Raw genomic sequence first — 17,010 nt, 5'->3', positions numbered from 1 at the left:
CTAGTTGCAATTGACCCAGAGAGGACACATGAAAGTCCCCACTAGCCGGCGCTTTGAATTTTTGCTATATTGTCAATTATGAGTGGACAAGATCGCGCGAAGCTAAAGTTCCTGCTCCAGACGGTCCCCCCGGGCTTTCTGGTCGATGCGGCCTGGATGAAGCGCCATGCCATATCGCGGCAATCCATGTCGGCCTACGTCAAGCAGGGCTGGCTTGAGCGGGTCGCGCAAGGTGTGTACCGCCGCCCGCTCAGTCCAGCTGATTCGATGCCCTTCACGGAGTGGAGGCTTCCTCTGTTATCCGCCCAATGGCTCATGGGTTACAGATTTCATGTTGGGAGCCTGAGCGCGCTCCAACTGCGCGGTCACCAGCACTACCTGCAGCTGGGAGAAGAGCGTCCGATCTCCCTATATGGCGCCGATACGCCCCTGTGGCTCACACGACTGCAAACCGATGTTCGTTTCGTTCGACGGAACGACACATTGTTCGGCAACATGACCGGAGTAGAAGACAGCGAGTTCAGCTTGTCAGTGGAGAGGGATGCCGATTTGGCACTTAGTCCGTGGCGCTGGCCCGTCCGCATGTCCTCACCCGAGCGCGCTATTCTCGAAGCTCTCGACGAACTTCCAACGCATGAGAGCTTTCATGCCGTCGACGTCGTGTTCGAAAGCCTCGTTAACCTACGGCCGAAACTGCTGACCGCACTGTTGCGTGAGTGTCGCAGCGTTAAGGTCAAGCGCCTGTTCTTCATCTATGCCGACAAACACGCTCATGCGTGGCGAAAGCACGTAGACGTGTCGAAAATCGACATGGGCCGTGGAGATCGCGCTCTCACACCGGGCGGTCGCTTGCATCCAATCTATCACCTCACCGTCCCAGCCGATCTCTTGCCAAAGGAGGCAGAAGTTGGCGCGTGAACGATATATGCGACAAGTCGAACTGCTGGTTCGCACGCTGCCTTACATCGCGCGGCAGGAAGCGTTTGCGCTGAAAGGTGGCACCGCCATCAACCTATTCTATCGGAACATGCCGCGCCTGTCGGTCGATATTGACCTCGTCTACTTGCCGATCGAGGACCGGGAGACGACGTTGAACGGCATCGATGCGGGGCTGGACCGCATACGCGAGGATCTTCAGCGCAGTCTGCCTGGCGTCACCGTTCAACGTATCGCCGGCGGCGGCAATAATGATACGCGCGTTCTCGTGCGTCAGGGGGGTGTCGAAATCAAGATCGAGACTTCCCCGGTGGCGCGTGGGACCGTACATGCACCCGAACTGCGCTCCGTGACGGATGTGGTTGCCGATGCTTTCGGTTTCGCGGAGATGCAGGTCGTTTCGTTCGAAGACCTGTTTGGCGGCAAGCTCCACGCGGCCGTCGATCGGCAACACCCGCGTGACCTTTTCGATGTGAAACTTCTTTACGAGAATGAGGGTCTCACAGATGCGCTGTATCGGACGTTCCTCGTCTATGTGGCGAGTTCTGGTCGACCGCCGCACGAACTGATCAAGCCCTCACTTTCCGAACTCGACGAAGCATTTGTCAAAGAGTTCGAAGGCATGACCAACGCTCCGGTCGCCTTGGCCGAACTGAAAGAGGCGCGGTCCCGACTAAACAAAGACTTGCTCGCGCGCCTCGACAATAATGCGATGAAATTTCTTCTCTCGCTTCACGACGGGCAGCCCGACTTCGAGTGCATCGGTTTGTCAGAAGCCGCCAACCTGCCGGCAGTGAGATGGAAACTCCTTAATCTAACAAAACTGAGGGAACAGAATCCGCAAAAGCATGCGCAGCAACGTCAGGCTATCGAGAAATTGTTATCGTGAGCTTCCGGGCGTCCGACAGCTGCTGTGTGGGTGTCAGGCAGCCTAAGCCGGCGCGCGGTCGGTGCTTCAACCGGACCTTTCATGGCATTTACCATCGGTATCGTCTCTGACACGCACGGCCTTCTCAGACCGGAGGCGCTGGCCGCCTTGGCTCATGCCGACCACATCATTCACGGTGGGGATATCGGCAATTCAGAGATTATCAGCGCGTTGCGCACAATAGCCCCCGTCACTGCGATCAGAGGCAACGTGGATACAGGTAAGTGGGCTGCCGACTTTCCTGAGACCACATCCGTAAGACTCGCCGGCCGGCTTTTCTACATCTTGCATGACCTCAATGCTTTGCAGATCGATCCTGCGGCGGAGGGTATCGACGTTATCATTTCCGGGCATTCCCATATGCCGAAGATCAACAACATGAACGGAGTGCTTTACCTAAATCCAGGAAGCGCCGGGCGCCGGCGGTTCAAGCTGCCGGTCACGCTTGCGAGTCTCGAGGTCACGTCCGACGGGCTGAAACCGGCTATCCACAATCTCGTGGTCGCATAGCCCAGCACTACTGACTTAATTCCTCTATCGATTTCGAAGAGCAGGCCGAGCGGCTCGACCCTGCGCGCCCTACTGCTGTCGACTTGGAGGCAGTGTTTTGCTCGCAAAGCTGTCAGGCGACTTCCCGTCTCAACTCGGCTTCGTCAAGGCGATGTAACCGCGCCGTGGGGCACACGCGTTGAACGATTTCGCAAAGATGCTGGTGATGGGTGAGGTAAATCACCTGGCCGACCTCAGCCATTTCCGCGAACAGACGAAATGCCTCTTCAGCGCGGAAATCGTCAAACGTCTCCATGATGTCGTCGGCGACGAACGGCACAGAACTCCGCGCGCGGGCAAACTCGTGATAGCCCGCGACACGCAGCGCAAGGTAGAGCTGGAAGCGCGTGCCTTTCGAGAGCTTATCGGCGGCCTTCGAACCTTCCTCTGCGGAGATCGCGATCAGCGTGTCGCCGTCCTTACCGGGCTGGGCAACAAGGCCGGTATAAGCGCCGCGGCTGATGGTTCGGAACGCCTCCGACGCGCGCGCCATCATCGAGCTGCGATGGCGCTCGCGATAGCTGGCGAGAGCCTGTTGAGTGGCCGAGATGCCGGCACGGAGCTGAAGATATCGCGTGGCGCCATCCTCGATTTCGAGCAAGGTCGTCCGTCGGCGCTCCTCGATGATGGCAACCCTCGCATCTCCACCAATGGCTTCGACTCGATCTTCAGCGGCGGACTTCGCCGCGAACAATTCATGACAGCGCTTGTCCTGGTCTTCCGCCCGCGTCGTCAATTCCGTGAGCTCGCCCTCAAGTGCCGGCCTATCGGCTTGATCGAGCGCCGCCTCCGCACTCTGAATATCCGATGCACGAAGAGCCTCGATGATATCCTGTTCCGCCTCGCGAGCCTGGTTCATGAGGTCGGTTCGTCGCTCGATATCGGATAGCTTCCGGGACACCTCCTCTAGGGAGCCAACCGCGAAAAACGTCGTCATCCGCTGCTTCTGTTGGTCATGAACGGCTTGCGCTTCTGCAAGCTCACGCTGGCGCGCTTCTGCCTCCCCTGCCCGCTGCGTCAGGCTGGAGAGATGATCGCGGGCCGCCGTGGCGCTCCGGACCGTTTCGACGACACGCTGGGCCAGCTCCAGGGCGGGGTGGGGACCCGGTTCAATCCCGAGTAGCCCCGTGAGTGCCGCAACCTCCTCGCTGAACGCGAGCTGGTCCCTTTCCATCTTCTGGATGCGGTCGAGAAGTGCGGCCCGCTTCTCAATGGTGGGAGAAAGCTCAGTGATCGCGGCGAGCACCTCGCGAACTGCGCCGACCGCCGGGGTCTCGGGCCCCTCGCCGAGCCAGCATCCACGGCATGCCGTCACCCACGCCTGCCCCCAGCCCTTCTCGTCCGATGCGGCACGCTCCGCGGCGCGTTCCCGCGCAACAACATCTCGGCGACGCTCGTCGAGCTCGACATCGAGACGGCGCAGTTCGGCTTCGCGATCGAGCGAGGTTTGGGCCATCGCGAGCACGGCATCAAAGCTCGCGTCAGAACCCGGTGCGAGACCCGCACCCGCCATCGCGGTCGTAAGCCGGTCGGAGGCGGCCGCAGCATCACGCTCAGCAGCAGCAATGTCCCGTCCGGCGCTCTGCAACGCGACACGCGCCTCAAGCGCCTTTTCCCGCCGGCTGATCCACGCCTCAAGCTCCACAAGCGACGGTGCCTTGGGAAAGCAGGCGGCTATCGCGCCGGCCCCGGCCACGACCTCGGCGTCAATTGCCCCTAAGGCCGCATCGGCTTGTTGGGCGAGCTCAACGGCGCGCGTCAGATCCGTCTCCGCGACGGCAAGCGCCTGTTCGGTCTGATGCAGCTTTGCGAGCTCGCCCATGTGCGAGAACCGCCCTGCAGTCACGATGTCATCGTGACGCAAGACGGCTTCGAACGTATCTGCAGAAGCTGTGTCGAGCGCCCGACGGTGCGCGGCCCAGGCCTGCTCACGCTGCGAGCGTACTTCCGCGGCCTCGTGATCTGAAACAACGCCGGTCGTCGATGCGAAACTGGCCTTCTCGGCTTCGAGACGCCTGACGATCGTGGTCAGACGTTGAACCTCTGCATCGTAGCGCGACTTTGCCGATACGGCGTCCCCGCGGGTCACCTTCCAATTCTGCAGCGCATCTGCGCTCGGGCAATGCATAGCGACTAATTCATCGGCGGTGCCCTGCCAGGGATGAAGTGCGATGATGCGGTCGTTGAGCGCATCAAGGGCCGCCGCATGATCGCGCTCAGCGAGCCGGCGGCGAACATGATGGTCTGCTGAGCGAAGCGCTTCGACCACGACGGCCAATTCTGCGAATGCGCGCTTTCGCTCGGCCTGGAGCTGAGGATCAGCACCACCCTCCGGCAGTTTCGCGGCGACTTCATCCAGGCGGCGACGCGCCTCGGCAAGCTCTTCAAATGCGTTCCGGTTGGCGGCCTCGATTCCCGAACGAGTTTCAATCAGATCGCGCAGGCGGCCGATGGTCGCGGCGCTCAACACAAGTCGCTTCGGTTCGGCCTCTTCGGGCCGCTCGACGCGCTGAAGGATTCCGGAGATCGCCAAGTCGAGCTCGCGCAATTGGAGCCGTCGCTCGGGGAGATCCTTTTCAGCAGTGACGTACCGTGCGCGCAGGTCGACAAGCCGCTCCACCCGGTCCGCCGTCCGCAAGGCGGTCTCGTCGACGATGACCGCCCGGACCTCGTCGGCGAGTTGGCCTATCTCATCGGCAACCGCGTTGATTTTGACAGCAAGCTCGATCTCCTGCTTTTGAAGCTGCGGCACCTCGACTGCCCAACCCGGCGGTGCATCCGGGATATCCGCCAGGGGTGCGAGCCGTGCTCGGATGCCGCGCAGCGCCGTGAGACGCGGTAACGCAGCGAGATAGCCCCTGATCTCATCGACGCGCCGCTGGACTTCGGCTCGTGCCTTGACCGCGTCATCGTATTGGACGGTTGCCCGGTCCCGGGTGTCCACCAGCCGAGCATGATCCGTCGCCAGTGTGTCGAACTGCTCGCGCTCAGCTTTGAGTTCGGCGAGACGCGCCTTCAGATCCGCGAGTGCTCCGGATCTAGCACGGTATTTGTAGAAGCTGTCCGCGTCTGCCGTCAGGTCGACAAGTCGGTCGCTGAGGTGCGAAAGGCCTGCACTGGCCGAGAACAGCAATTGGCCGAGATCACCCTTACTCGCAAGGATGCTCTCGCCGCCTTTTTCGAGCGTTTCATCATCGAGCGAGAACATGGTCCGATAAGCGTCGCGCTCGATGCCGCCGAGCTCGCCGCGGATCGCGGCTTCAGGAACGCTGCGATCCTGGCCATCGACCAGGCTGTTCTGCGGGCGTTTGAGACGTGCGAACTCCCGTGTCTCGCCTGCGATATCCAGTGCGGCGCCGATGCGCATGGTCGGATAGGGGTGAAGGAAATTGAATGGGCTCTGCGAGCCGATCCCGAACAACAGGTCCAGAAAGGCCGCAAACGCGGTCGACTTTCCCGCTTCGTTTGGGCCGTAGATGATATGCAGGTCCGGCTGTCCATCCACCCGCTCGCCGAAGTCGATGCTGCGGTCGGTGAATTTGCCATATCGGGTCAGCTCAAGGCGGCGAAGTCGCATGCATCACGCTCCTTCGCCCGGAGCTTCGAGGCGTGCCATGACGCCCTCCGCGCCATCGCGCGCGAGCCGGGCCACCGCCTCCCGGAATGACGCCTCGTCCTTGCCAAAGATGTCGCGACATTCCTGCGGCAACTGGCCCCTGATTTCTTCGGCGATGCCCGCAAGTTCATTCTGAAAGGCCGCGGAATCGAGAACGTCGTCTTCGATCAGGCGATGCAGCTCTATAAGCGGATCTCCGGATGCCTCGCTCCGCTGCTCTGCAGGACGGCAGGCGATTTCAAGCTGCTCGATCCAGCAGCTACCGATCACGGAAGCCCGGTCATCCGCCTCGGTTTCTAGCAAATCGCTGTCGCGGCGAATGCGCCATGCCAGCGGCGTCGCACCGGTCACTCGCACGCGGGCGACAAGGTGCTCGGACCGGACAGCATCCCGTTGGTTCTCGAGCGCGCGCGTCACCGCGGACACCAGCTCGCGCCAATCGTCCATTCCTGTGGCATCGACTGACACACGTTCGAACTGCGCGACGCTTGTGACGCGCTCCTCAAGATAGATCGAGCGATCGTCCGCGATGGTCACGAGCGTTACGGATTTCGGCCCGGCTTCATTGATGTCACGGCCCTGTGGCATGCCGGGCATCACGATCGCGCAGGTGCCTTCGGTCGCCGAGCGCTTATGCACGTGGCCGAGCGCCCAATAATGAAATCCGGTTGCCTGCAGATCGGCCAGGCTGCACGGCGCGTAGAGGTCATGGCCGGGAGTGCCGCCGAGGCTCGTGTGCATGAGGCCAATATTGACCGCCCCATCCACGACCGGCCGGAAGCGTCCCAGAAGGCTATCCGGCGCGTGGGGTTGGGCAAAGCTCAGGCCATGGACGACGACAGGCACGTGCCCAGGTGCGCGATCGATCGCGATTGCCTCGCCTCGCCCGCCGAAGATCTTCACGGAATCCGGCAGCACCAATTCCTTGGTGATCTTCGACAGCGCATCGTGGTTGCCGCGGATGATGAAGACACGAATGCCAGCTTGGTCCAGGCGCCGGAGCTGCTCGGCCAGGAAGCGGGCCGTTTTCATCGAGGTCTGATCGCCATCGTAGAGATCGCCGGCGATCAGCAGTGCGTCGACCTGCTCGTCAAGGCACAGATCGATCACCCGGACGAAGGCGCGCCGGGTGGCGTTGCCGATCAGCTCAGCCAGCTCGGAATGCCGCAGCGCAAGCGAGCGCAGCGGCGAATCGAGATGAATATCCGCAGCATGGACAAATCGATACGTCACCCTCGCCTACCCCTGCATTCACGGCCTGCTGGCATGGGTTGGACCTTACCTGCCGGTCAATCGGCGTGATATTGAAATTGCCGAGAAACGCCGGGTTAACCGCGCAATTCACAGAAACAGGCGAGAGTGATAACTTTATCTACGCATTTTGAACCCGTAGCCAGGCGGGAAGTCTTTGAGATCGCGTTAGATTTCGAGGCAATTGCCGCAATCCTTCTGTACCGATACTCGTGTGACGTCGTATCGACATCTAGAACAAACCGAGAGCTTGGCATGGCGCGCGACAGATGGTACCGCAATATCAAGCTTACAGGCAGATTTGTTATCGTGTTTCGCGATATATGATCCGATGTCTCGGACGCTGCTCCCTACACGCTGCTCGATTGCAGCATGATGTGACGGCCTATGCGACGCGTAGGAGTGCCTGTAAGCCTTCTTTCTTCGGTGCTTCACGTTGAGCCTCACGGATCTTCGCGCCACGCGAACCAGACACGAAGTGGCAGCGCTGCTGCGCTATCGCCCAAGCGCCGTGTCGTTCATCGTCCACGCAACGCCGCCGGCGGCCCGCTACACGACCTTCGATATTCCGAAGCGAAGCGGCGGTGTCCGCACCATCGATGCGCCGAACGACCGTCTGAAGGGGCTGCAACGCAGCCTTTCGAAACTGCTTTATGAATGCCTGCGCGAGATCGAAGCGAAAGATCCTCGCCGGAACAAACTCTCCCATGCGTTTCGCCCCGGCGCTTCGATCATCAGCAACGCTAAGACGCATCACCGCCGTCGCTACGTGCTGAACCTTGACCTGAAGGACTTTTTCCCGGCTTTCAACTTCGGCCGCGTTCGCGGCTTCTTTCTGAAGAGCGAACACTTTCTTCTTGCCGAGCCGGTAGCAACGCTTTTAGCTCAGATTGCGTGCAAGGACGGAAAGCTGCCGCAGGGTAGCCCGTGCTCGCCGGTCATCACTGAGTTGATGACGCACTTTCTCGATATCCGGCTGGTGAAGCTGGCGGCGAGGCACAAATGCACTTACACGCGCTACGCGGATGACATCACAATCTCCACAAACCAACGCGAATTCCCATCGGCACTAGCTGAATTGGATGGGACCGAATGGAAGCTCGGCGAGGAGCTTGTGTCGCGCATCAATGACGCCGGCTTTGAGGTGAATGACGCCAAGACGCGCATGCAGCTTCGCGGAAGTCGGCAGATGGTGACGGGGCTTACCGTCAACGAGAAGGCCAACGTAGCGCAGGCATACTACAAACGGGTTCGCGCGACAGCGCATCGCTTCCTGACAACGGGGGCCTATGAACTCAACGGGGTGGCTTGCAACTCCGTGCCGCGCCTCGAAGGTATGATCAATCACATCTATCATGTTCGCGAGCGGCAGATCGACATTGCGATCGCGAACGAAGGCAACAAAGAGAAGCAGCATAAGCTGCACGCCGAGCGCACGAAGATGAAGAATGAGTGGCCTTCGGCGATCCGCGTCGTCTACTACGAACTCATTTTCTTCAAAAGCTTCATCAACCCGCCGCGCCCGTTGATCATCTGCGAAGGGCCGACCGATCCTGTGTACCTGAAGACCGCCATCCGGCGGCTTGCTGCCGCGCACCCACTTCTTGCGTCAGTCGTGGGAGGCAAGCCTGAGCTGAAGGTGAATTTTTTCAAGTATTCTGATCAGGCGCGTGACTTCCTTCAGCTGCGAGGGGGCTCCGGCGATTTGCTGCGGTTTCTGATTTCTTGGAAGGACGCCTTTAACCGCTACAATTTTCGCCCGGCCGAGCATCCGGTCATCGTTCTCATCGACAACGATGATGGGGCTAAGGAGATTTTCAGCTACCTCAATAACAAAAAGAACTATGGCCTCGATATCGCGTGGGACAAGCATGACCCGTTTTTCCATCTCCACGGCCCCCTCTATCTGGTGAAGACGCCGGCGCTCGGCGCGAACCACATGTCTTGCCCCGAGGATTTCTTTGAACCTGCCGTTCTGGCGGAAAAGCTCGACGGCAAATCCTTCAACAAGGAAAACAAGATCAATTCTGCGACCGAGTATGGAAAAGCTGTGTTCGCAACGCGGGTCGTGAGGCCAAGGGCCGGGTCGATCAATTTCGCCGGTTTCACCCCATTGCTCGAACGGATCGAGGCCGTGATCCGGGACTATGCGGCACGAAAGGCCGCGGCGGCGGCTCCAGTGCCAGCGGTCGCAGCAGCCGCTCCCACGCCGTGACGTTGCGATGGTGGGCTTTCGCTGGATGTAGAAGCGATGGGACGATTTCGGAGTCGCGTTAGCTGCACAGCTAGTTCCTCGCGACCGATGAGATCTCAGAATCAGATTGCTGGCACTTGGTAGAGCGAAAAGCCCGCGGGCAGCGAGGCCGATCTCCAATCCATCGCAATAGCTACGCTGTAACGCGCGCGCGTGAGCGCAACGTAAAACGTTGCTCGGCTTTGTGCCGCCAGCTTGCTGTCCGGGTCATTTCTTCTCAGGAGGAAGCCATAAAGCACGTTCGTCATGGATCGCGTCGCCCGGAGACGATCGCGATGATGTTAACGACGGAGGCCGTTGCTTCCAGGCTGATCGCTGCATCTCGGAAACCAGCGGTTCGCTTGTGTGTAGTGTGGTTAGCAAGATCGAGAGCCGAACGCGCGTGCTTTCTGAGTTCCTCGACCGCACCGCCTGCAAGCTCGACAGCGATATAGGCCTCTATCATCCGCTTGAAGTCTGATGGGCCAACGGCCTTGCCGTCGAGAATCGGGTGTCGCGCGGCCACGAAGACTTCCTTGGCTAAGGAAAGAAGGGCCTCACGGCACACCAATCCTACGCTCTGATACTCAACCTCTGTCTGCGCGATTTCCAGCTTCTTGCGCGCAATGCCGATCTGCTGATCGACTAGGCTCCAGCCCGTAGGAGAAACGATGGTAGGCGCCCGTCCGGAGCGCAGTCGAGCAACAAGGGGATCGATCAACTCGGCAATGAATTGGCGGCGTGACTGATAGCTTGGAAGGTCGCCGCTGCTCCAACGCCCATACCACTGCCAAAGATCGGAAAATGGAACCGGGTTCTCTATTCCCTGAGCGGCGAGTTGCTCACTAAGCTCCCCGAAGAGCATGCGGTACTCGGCATCGACCTGCTGAATTCTAGGGCCGCCGGTCGCGACGCCGATCAAAATGTCGCGGGCTCGATCCAGTGCAGCGAGAGTGGGCGCATCGCGTGGCCCGGCGGAGAGATGGGTCTTCTCGTAGTGCTTAATTCCCGTAGCCGTCAATTTCGCGTCGAAGACCATTCCTTCCGGCGCGCGTTGCGTGCTGTGCGTGATCAAACCGTCGCGTCGTAGATCATCGACGACGGCATCGAACAGTTCGTTCTCGTCCGGAACGGTCATTTTTGCGATGGCATTCGCGTCATCGACCGCGACGTCAACAGGGCGCGGCTGCCGCTCATAGAGCTTTGCCAGAATAGCTTGCTTCCAGAGTTCAGATGCCTCGCGTTCAATCATGGATGCTCGCCGATCATCTCCCAGGCCAATGAGGATCTCATATCAGATGATCTCAGGCTTGAGGCGTCCGGCGACGGGCATAAGAGCACCCCACGGGCAAAGTCAGTGCATTCTGGCAAATTTGCTTGGCCTTTCGCTTTCAGAAGAGCAACGCTGGCCAAGCGCAGTGGCAGCTCCGGCACGGTGCCGGTCAGACGTAGGTCGTGTAGCGACGATCATCCACTGCGGATCTAGCGTTTCTGCAGCAGCCAGACCGCAGCTAATATATGCAGGCGTCAAAAGAAAATTTCTCGCTAGTGTCGTCCACACGATTAACCCAGAAGCACCTAGTGCCGAAGTCCGCACTGCGGACGCTGAACGAGGCGATACCGGCGCCGATCTTTGCCTCGGCTTCGGGGTGGCGAAGTATGGCTGCATATAGAAATGCAGCATCCGCGGTGCCGATTTTGTCGCCGAGATCATACTTGTATAGCATCTCCCGGAAGTACGCTGCCGCATCCCCCTTACGTGCGAAGTAGCGGTCACCGATCGTGATTGGCTTGGCAGGCATGCTTTCGCCTCGCTTGTTGCTTAAGCGTCTGTAGTTAGTATTTTTTCTCGTATCTCACGTATGATGATGGACGGAATGTTCATCCCCTCCAAGTGGGTATTGCGGTCGCGCACCCACTCGATACAGGCCTCTTTGCTCAGGTCGTCTCGGGCGATCTCCGCGTAAAGCGTCACCGCTGTCAGTCGAGATAGCCCGAGCTCGACCAGGGAGAGCAGCGTTTGTGAGGAGATGCCGAACTCGAGCTGCGTACCAATATCTAGTGTTTCGTCGACCAGATCTGCTCGGCCAATCTGTCCGAGGTGAAGGTTCAAAACGTCCACATAGGCGGATAGGTACTTTGGAGCGAGGAAGCGTGCGGTGTGCTCGACAAGCTCCATCGTGTTTCGGATCAGTACCGGGAGGCGGAACGGGCGCCCGTTCTCTCTATGCCACCTGATGTTGCGCTGGATCATCGTGGCCAGTGAATAGCCTTGCAACCATTGTGAGACGATCAGCGCATGCAGGGGCACGAGCCCATCCGGCATGAACGCCGGAAAGACGTGCTGATTTATCCTGCGCATGATCGTAATGAACCGATCGTAGGCGTCGCGGCTGGCTATCGGGGCCGGCAGAAGGTTTTCGGGATCGCCCTCGTAGGAGCGAAACGCCACTAGCAACCGCTGGAGACCCAGCGCACTCACGCCTGGGTGTCGTGCCGACAGATCTGAACTAACCTCGATCGTGGCAGCGATTCGCGAGAGGCTCTCCTCTAGGCGGGCGATCCGCTCAGGAGAGTGGCGTTTGGCGAAACTGGCCTGGGCGACGCTTCCCAATCTCATATAGTTGGCCAAAAGATAGGAGCCGACCTGCTCAAACTTTTCAGACTCCTGAAGGGCGTCTTCGCCGTCGGCTGCCCGGCGATCGAGATATGCTGCCATGGCGTCCCCGAGGTCGAGAACGGCATCGCTTTCGCGTCGTATGGGGTATCGGGCGCGGGCCGGAACACCCGATGGCCAAGCCTTGCGATCGCTTGGCTCAATGCAGATGATGTTGCCTTGGAACTCGTTGCCCCAACGTCCGGCGCGTCCTGCTAGGTTCCAGAAATCGTGTGGCTCCATTGGATGGCCCTTGCCTTTACGCGGGCCTCTCACGACGATTGTGCGGCAGGATAGGTTCACGCCCTCGATCAAGGTCGATGTGCAGACCAGAAATCGGATTTTCCCAGATCTGAAAAGCCTCTCGATTTCTTGTCGGATGAGCGAGGGCATGTTGCCGTAGTGGAATGCCACTCCTTTCTCGACAAGAGGCGCCAACTGGTAGTTGGGATGAACCGCCTTCCTCGCCAGATCGGCCAAGGCAGTCACTTCTGGATCGGTGACGTCGCTTTGGGGAAGCAACTGGCCTATCAGGTCGGCCACCTTCTCGGATTCGTCAGCGGTGTTGGCATACACCAGCGTGCCACCGCCTCGCTCACCGACGGCCGCGGCGATAAAGGCCAACCGCTTCCGGACGCCCAGTGGGGAACTTGCGAGGTGCAGTACACCCAGATTCAAGCTGCGGCTGGTCTGAACGGCGGTAAGAGCCCACTCCTTTGGCTTTCTGGGCACCTGCTCGGCGACCACCACGTTCTGGAGCACCGTTGGCGTGTCGCTGGTAACAGAAACCGTAGCCGCGCCCTCCGGTGCATCGGTGAGCAACTCCTCAGGATTTTGAGTTGCCGGGCTTATGAACACTACCTTGACCGAGGGGCTGAGACGGCACACCCGTTCGATTGCGTCCTGAAGGATAACGCCCCGCTGATCGTCGCCGACTTTGTGCGCCTCATCCACGATGAGCAGGTCTAGCTTGACGGCGTCGCCCATCAGGTTAGCCATGAGGTGAAGCCGCTCCTGGGTGAACACCAGAACAAGGCGTTTGCTTTCTGATTTCGTCGTGTCGAACTTGTCTCGCAGCGGCAGCGAGGAGACCTCGATGTTAGATCCGGGGGCAACTATCTGCTTAAGGTTCGCTTCGATCTCCGCAACAAGCGCCCTCGTTGGTGCCAAGTAGATCGCTACGTGGAGATCGTGCGTGAGCATCTGATCGAGCAGCCACTGTAGGACCAAATAGGTTTTGCCTGATGCCGTGGGAGCCGATGCGGATAACCACTGGTTTCTAGCCGCTTCCTCCCAGAACCGCTGCTGAAAGGTGTTTACGCTCAGCCAGCGGCCGCTGGATTCGACAAGAACGGTTTGATCGAGCTGCCTGTGCTGCGCCTCTAACCGCAGTGAAATACCGAGGCGGCTATCCAGGTCCGGAGTGAGGAGCTCTCGGCTGCTTGCGAGATTAATCGCCTGGCGGTTCGAAAGTTTACCGAGCAGTACAGCGCCAGCGTCCTTGATTGGCTGGCTGGAGGAAACCGTAACGGCGCCAGTTGCAATCCGCAGCGCTGCTTCCAGATGGGATCTAACCTCCGAGCGAGCGAGGATGCTTCCCGCAAACACCAGTCGCTGCCAGTCGATGGTGGTCAGCGCGACCGCCTCGGGATCGTGCGCCAGATTGTCGATCTCCGACGCCGCCATGTGTCGCGCCAGCGTTGCCAGATCGGCCTGAACTCCGTCGGTGAGCAACCAGTCCTGAAGCTCAGACAGGCTCATGGCGCCAAGCCCATCGCCTTGAGGAAAGCTGCCCTGAACCCCTCCGCGGATGGTAGAGGGAGGCAGAACAGCTGAATCTCGAAACTGTCGAGCTTTTCGACCGACAGCCGTTCGCCAATTCTCTCCCGCCAACCAGTCAAGGCGGAACGTGCGGCGGTCGCAACTTCCTCGGCAACGAGTGCCAGTTGGTTAGACCCGTAGAAGGGAGCGTCGAATCCGACCAACGCCACGCCGCAGTATCGCACTCGGTTGGACATCGGATCATTGCGGTTAAAGTATCGCCTGATGGCTGCAGTCAGCTTAGGATCGCTTAGATCTGCCTTGTCGCTGAGGAGTACCAGGTCGCGTTCGCGTTCCGCCTCCTCGTGTTCTGGCTCCACCAGGAAGGGAGCCAGCGAGGCTAGGCAGTCCCTTATCGCAGTCGAGGCGTTCCCAAAAATCTTGGACTCCCCCCAGTAGAGTTTCAGAATCCCATCGTCGGTTATTCCGGCATATACGCCATCGGCCCCGTTGTAGTGCACGTTGCCGTCGGTCTTGAGATCCATTTTACAAAGAATCTGGGGTAGTTTCAGAAAGCTCTGGGCGAGAAGAAAGATCAGCATCTCACCGCCTTCGCCGGTCGTCGCAACGTCCGTGAAGCTCCGCTTGGCCTCTTCGACAAGCGCCGCGACGGACTCCGTGCTGTTGAACTTTTCGTCCCGTGCCTTTGCCGCTGCCAGCTTATGTCGTGGGATGGCGTAGTTCGCGACGGAGTTTCGCATGAACTCCGCTAATCTCGCAGGCTGTACCCGACCGTTGCCATCGACAGTGAGGCAGTGGCAATGAACGCGCACCGCGTGGCCATCGATCAGCACATCCTTCTCAATAAGGCTCAAATGTACGTCGAGCGCACCCGGATCTCCCGTCAGTGCAGACGACAAATCAACTGCGGTAATTGTCGACAGGGCGCCCTCCGCGTCGATCTAAATAAATGCAATGGTTATTAGGTAGCTGACTGCCTTCTATGCTGTCTAGCGGTAGAAACTGCGGCCACTTTCTGCCACGCTGCAGAGCGGCCGCTCCTGGCGGAAGCGGTCGTCAGCACTTTGCAACCGGCTGACCGCTTCCCACCCTATCTGAGACATAGGCGTCGCCTCACGGACCGGGAGCTTTCAGGAAATCGCGAAGTCGACCTTAAGGGCCGACATGCGGGCGCATAGCGGTCGTTCTAAGCCCCATAAACCACGTCTGCGCAGGGTCAGAATCCACCAATCGACCGGAAGAAATTCGAACTTTTTGCCGCCAAACGCCGCCGTTTCTACGCTTTTTTGCGCAAGGTTTCGGCGGTTATCGGCGGCAATAGAAAGCCATCGACGGAATTTAGTGCGCCGAACTGAATAAATGTGCGAACACATATGTGATTGAAATTGCGATGTAATTTTCGGAGCCCCCGTACCCTTGCGTGCGGCGATCATTGATCGCCAGCTTTCTTGTAGAGTGTGAAACCTTGCGCATGGCGGTCACCACCACTGCCGGCGAGAACCTCCTGCTGAATGCGGGCGGTCAGCTGGAAATGGCTCGTCCGGAAATTAATCGGGCGCCAACGCCGAGCGGTGAGAGTATCCAGGTGACGGCGGGTTCGGTCGCCCAAGCGCGCGATGTTCTGAGAGGTATGAAGCGCAAGTATCCGAAGTTGGACGTCGAAGCGGCCCTGGCCGGCGCAGAGACCCGTCGATCATATGCGAACGGTGTGATGCGCATTGATTTGAACTTTGGCGGCCCATTGTCTGGCAGGTCTATCGTCAAAACTGCCTTGGCGCTGGCCCACAACGCCAATCTTCCTCTCGATCAATGCCGTGACGCCTTGTCTTATCTACGCCAGGCCGATGCGGCGCCTTGCTTCGGATATTATTACGCCGATGACTTGGTGAGTTGCCGGCTACCGGCCACGCCTCTACACTGCGTTGCGATTGATGCTAACCTGGCGACAGGTTTGATTCTTGGTTACGTAGAATACTTCGGCATCCATCGCGCCGTCGTCTGCCTCGGCCGCAACTATTCAGGGGACCGCCGGACATCCGTCTATGCGTTAGATCCCCGGAGCGGCGAGACTCTCAAAGTTGCGGTTTGCCTCGACTTCGACGACGCGGATGTCCAGGCGATCTATAACTACGAGCGCGACGACGCGGAAAAGCGGCAAGCGGCCTTCGGCGCTGTGTTCGGCCCAGCATTGGCGGCACACCAAGCAGCCGAACGTGACGGAGTGATCCGCGACAGCTTGAACTTCACCTGGGCGAACTGTGGTGGCGTGCCAGATCAACCACTCAGCATTTGGAGAAGCTTAAGGAACTGTCTGCCGATCGTGCGACGCCGTTGTGGAAGCATGTCACTGGGCTGAACGATACCGCGGCACGTCAGCTTGCCCTTGCCTATATCAGCCATGTGCTGGCGGTAGCGCAATCGACGCCGGTTTAGTCCGGCGGTTGGATGTACTTGGGATCTCGGAGCGCGGCATCACCACGGTTTGCGTCAAGAGCCGTTACCCGCCAGGGCGGAGACCCGTCCGGGGCTCCGCGGCGCCGTCTCCGGCGCCGTAGGACCTGACCGTGCGCCGAGGCGCGCGGGGACGCCCTCGTCGTCGTAACCTCCCTGTGCGGATCATTCGGTGCCAGCCCATCGCGCCGGGACGAACGTGTTCCGCGAAACCGTATAGCCGCCTCGCGGCAGCTCAGGATCGTCCAAGCTGCGCAGACGCGATGTACCCCCTAACGGCTGATCAGCCATAAAGTAGAATGATCTCAATATCTTATCATAAGACTTCGGAACGACGCGATTTCTTTCCGGAGGATACTAATTTGGTTCGCAGTCGCTTTGGCTGCGCCTGATGGCAAGGAGAAAATCGCCATGACTGAAGAACTGAAGGCCCTCAAGCAACGCCTGCCCGCCATGAGCCTCGATGAGCTCGACAAGCTCGCCGAAGCCCTGAAGACGCTGAAAGTTGCGGTTGCGACCGAGCAGCGCAAGAAGCGTGGGCGGCGCGGCACGGCGTATTAGGTGTGAACGGCCAGCTGCGCCGCTTCTAGACCTTGTTGTGGGCGGCC

The 17,010-nt window shown here is 59.5% G+C and carries 14 protein-coding genes; 6 read left to right on the top strand and 8 right to left on the bottom strand.

From position 1 onward, the window contains the following. The first annotated feature begins 78 nt into the window (after positions 1 to 78). From QM712_RS16680 to QM712_RS16670, 3 genes are all read left to right on the top strand, one after another. The gene (locus QM712_RS16680) at positions 79 to 918 is read left to right on the top strand and encodes a type IV toxin-antitoxin system AbiEi family antitoxin domain-containing protein (RefSeq protein WP_415024211.1); all 840 of its coding nucleotides are present in this window, start codon (positions 79 to 81) and stop codon (positions 916 to 918) included. Then, positions 908 to 1,825 carry a nucleotidyl transferase AbiEii/AbiGii toxin family protein gene (locus tag QM712_RS16675; protein ID WP_415024210.1) on the top strand — a complete coding sequence of 306 codons (918 nt, stop codon included), beginning with the start codon at positions 908 to 910 and terminating at the stop codon, positions 1,823 to 1,825. The genes QM712_RS16680 and QM712_RS16675 overlap by 11 nt, the downstream gene beginning before the upstream one ends. An 81-nt stretch (positions 1,826 to 1,906) precedes the next feature. Then, the gene (locus tag QM712_RS16670; protein WP_415024209.1) at positions 1,907 to 2,374 is read left to right on the top strand and encodes a metallophosphoesterase family protein; all 468 of its coding nucleotides are present in this window, start codon (positions 1,907 to 1,909) and stop codon (positions 2,372 to 2,374) included. Positions 2,375 to 2,486: 112 nt separating this feature from the next. On the opposite strand, the gene QM712_RS16665 is transcribed toward QM712_RS16670, so the two are convergent. Together QM712_RS16665 and QM712_RS16660 are read right to left on the bottom strand one after the other, a co-directional pair. Further along, complete coding sequence (locus QM712_RS16665) at positions 2,487 to 5,990, bottom strand: AAA family ATPase (protein WP_415024208.1); 3,504 nt, start codon at positions 5,988 to 5,990, stop codon at positions 2,487 to 2,489. 3 nt (positions 5,991 to 5,993) lie between these two features. Continuing rightward, positions 5,994 to 7,262: a metallophosphoesterase family protein gene (locus tag QM712_RS16660; protein WP_415024207.1), complete on the bottom strand. Its 1,269-nt coding sequence runs from the start codon at positions 7,260 to 7,262 to the stop codon at positions 5,994 to 5,996. Positions 7,263 to 7,716: 454 nt separating this feature from the next. Here QM712_RS16660 and QM712_RS16655 point away from each other — a divergent pair, with 454 nt between their 5' ends. Next, positions 7,717 to 9,495 (top strand): retron Ec67 family RNA-directed DNA polymerase/endonuclease, encoded by a 1,779-nt coding sequence (locus QM712_RS16655; protein WP_415024206.1) that lies wholly within the window; start codon positions 7,717 to 7,719, stop codon positions 9,493 to 9,495. Positions 9,496 to 9,596: 101 nt separating this feature from the next. Here the strand turns inward: QM712_RS16655 and QM712_RS16650 are convergent, their stop codons facing one another. The 6 genes from QM712_RS16650 to QM712_RS16625 all read right to left on the bottom strand — a co-directional run bounded on the left by QM712_RS16650 (position 9,597) and on the right by QM712_RS16625 (position 15,384). Continuing rightward, a complete protein-coding gene (locus tag QM712_RS16650) occupies positions 9,597 to 9,782 on the bottom strand; it encodes a hypothetical protein (protein ID WP_415024205.1) in 186 nt (61 codons plus the stop codon). After that, positions 9,779 to 10,765, bottom strand: coding sequence for a hypothetical protein (locus QM712_RS16645; RefSeq protein ID WP_415024204.1), 987 nt, complete (start codon positions 10,763 to 10,765; stop codon positions 9,779 to 9,781). Before QM712_RS16645 ends, QM712_RS16650 begins: the two co-directional genes overlap by 4 nt. Positions 10,766 to 11,024: 259 nt before the next feature. Then, entirely contained in the window at positions 11,025 to 11,315 is a 291-nt protein-coding gene (locus QM712_RS16640; RefSeq protein WP_415024203.1) for a DCL family protein, read from the bottom strand. 20 nt (positions 11,316 to 11,335) lie between these two features. Further along, the gene (locus QM712_RS16635; protein WP_415024202.1) at positions 11,336 to 13,930 is read right to left on the bottom strand and encodes a DEAD/DEAH box helicase; all 2,595 of its coding nucleotides are present in this window, start codon (positions 13,928 to 13,930) and stop codon (positions 11,336 to 11,338) included. Further along, positions 13,927 to 14,763 carry a DUF1837 domain-containing protein gene (locus tag QM712_RS16630; RefSeq protein ID WP_415024234.1) on the bottom strand — a complete coding sequence of 279 codons (837 nt, stop codon included), beginning with the start codon at positions 14,761 to 14,763 and terminating at the stop codon, positions 13,927 to 13,929. The genes QM712_RS16635 and QM712_RS16630 overlap by 4 nt, the downstream gene beginning before the upstream one ends. A gap of 318 nt (positions 14,764 to 15,081) precedes the next feature. Beyond that, positions 15,082 to 15,384, bottom strand: coding sequence for a hypothetical protein (locus tag QM712_RS16625; RefSeq protein WP_415024201.1), 303 nt, complete (start codon positions 15,382 to 15,384; stop codon positions 15,082 to 15,084). Between the two features lie 38 nt (positions 15,385 to 15,422). Between QM712_RS16625 and QM712_RS16620 the strand changes: the two genes are divergently transcribed. After that, positions 15,423 to 16,307: a hypothetical protein gene (locus tag QM712_RS16620; RefSeq protein ID WP_415024200.1), complete on the top strand. Its 885-nt coding sequence runs from the start codon at positions 15,423 to 15,425 to the stop codon at positions 16,305 to 16,307. A 506-nt stretch (positions 16,308 to 16,813) separates the two neighbouring features. Then, complete coding sequence (locus tag QM712_RS16615) at positions 16,814 to 16,963, top strand: hypothetical protein (protein WP_415024199.1); 150 nt, start codon at positions 16,814 to 16,816, stop codon at positions 16,961 to 16,963. Positions 16,964 to 17,010 lie beyond the last annotated feature (47 nt).

This window comes from Bradyrhizobium sp. (assembly GCF_047605465.1).
Classification (GTDB): domain Bacteria; phylum Pseudomonadota; class Alphaproteobacteria; order Rhizobiales; family Xanthobacteraceae; genus Bradyrhizobium.
This window is presented reverse-complemented; position numbering and strand designations above follow the sequence as displayed.

Excerpts from the sequence above, each read along its gene's own strand:
- QM712_RS16640 (WP_415024203.1), bottom strand. The coding sequence starts at position 11,315 with ATGCCTGCCAAGCCAATCACGATCGGTGACCGCTACTTCGCACGTAAG.
- QM712_RS16615 (WP_415024199.1), top strand. The coding sequence starts at position 16,814 with ATGACTGAAGAACTGAAGGCCCTCAAGCAACGCCTGCCCGCCATGAGC.
- QM712_RS16620 (WP_415024200.1), top strand. The coding sequence starts at position 15,423 with ATGGCGGTCACCACCACTGCCGGCGAGAACCTCCTGCTGAATGCGGGC.
- QM712_RS16670 (WP_415024209.1), top strand. The coding sequence starts at position 1,907 with ATGGCATTTACCATCGGTATCGTCTCTGACACGCACGGCCTTCTCAGA.
- QM712_RS16635 (WP_415024202.1), bottom strand. The coding sequence starts at position 13,930 with ATGAGCCTGTCTGAGCTTCAGGACTGGTTGCTCACCGACGGAGTTCAG.
- QM712_RS16680 (WP_415024211.1), top strand. The coding sequence starts at position 79 with ATGAGTGGACAAGATCGCGCGAAGCTAAAGTTCCTGCTCCAGACGGTC.
- QM712_RS16645 (WP_415024204.1), bottom strand. The coding sequence starts at position 10,765 with ATGATTGAACGCGAGGCATCTGAACTCTGGAAGCAAGCTATTCTGGCA.
- QM712_RS16625 (WP_415024201.1), bottom strand. The coding sequence starts at position 15,384 with ATGATCGCCGCACGCAAGGGTACGGGGGCTCCGAAAATTACATCGCAA.
- QM712_RS16665 (WP_415024208.1), bottom strand. The coding sequence starts at position 5,990 with ATGCGACTTCGCCGCCTTGAGCTGACCCGATATGGCAAATTCACCGAC.
- QM712_RS16650 (WP_415024205.1), bottom strand. The coding sequence starts at position 9,782 with ATGACGAACGTGCTTTATGGCTTCCTCCTGAGAAGAAATGACCCGGAC.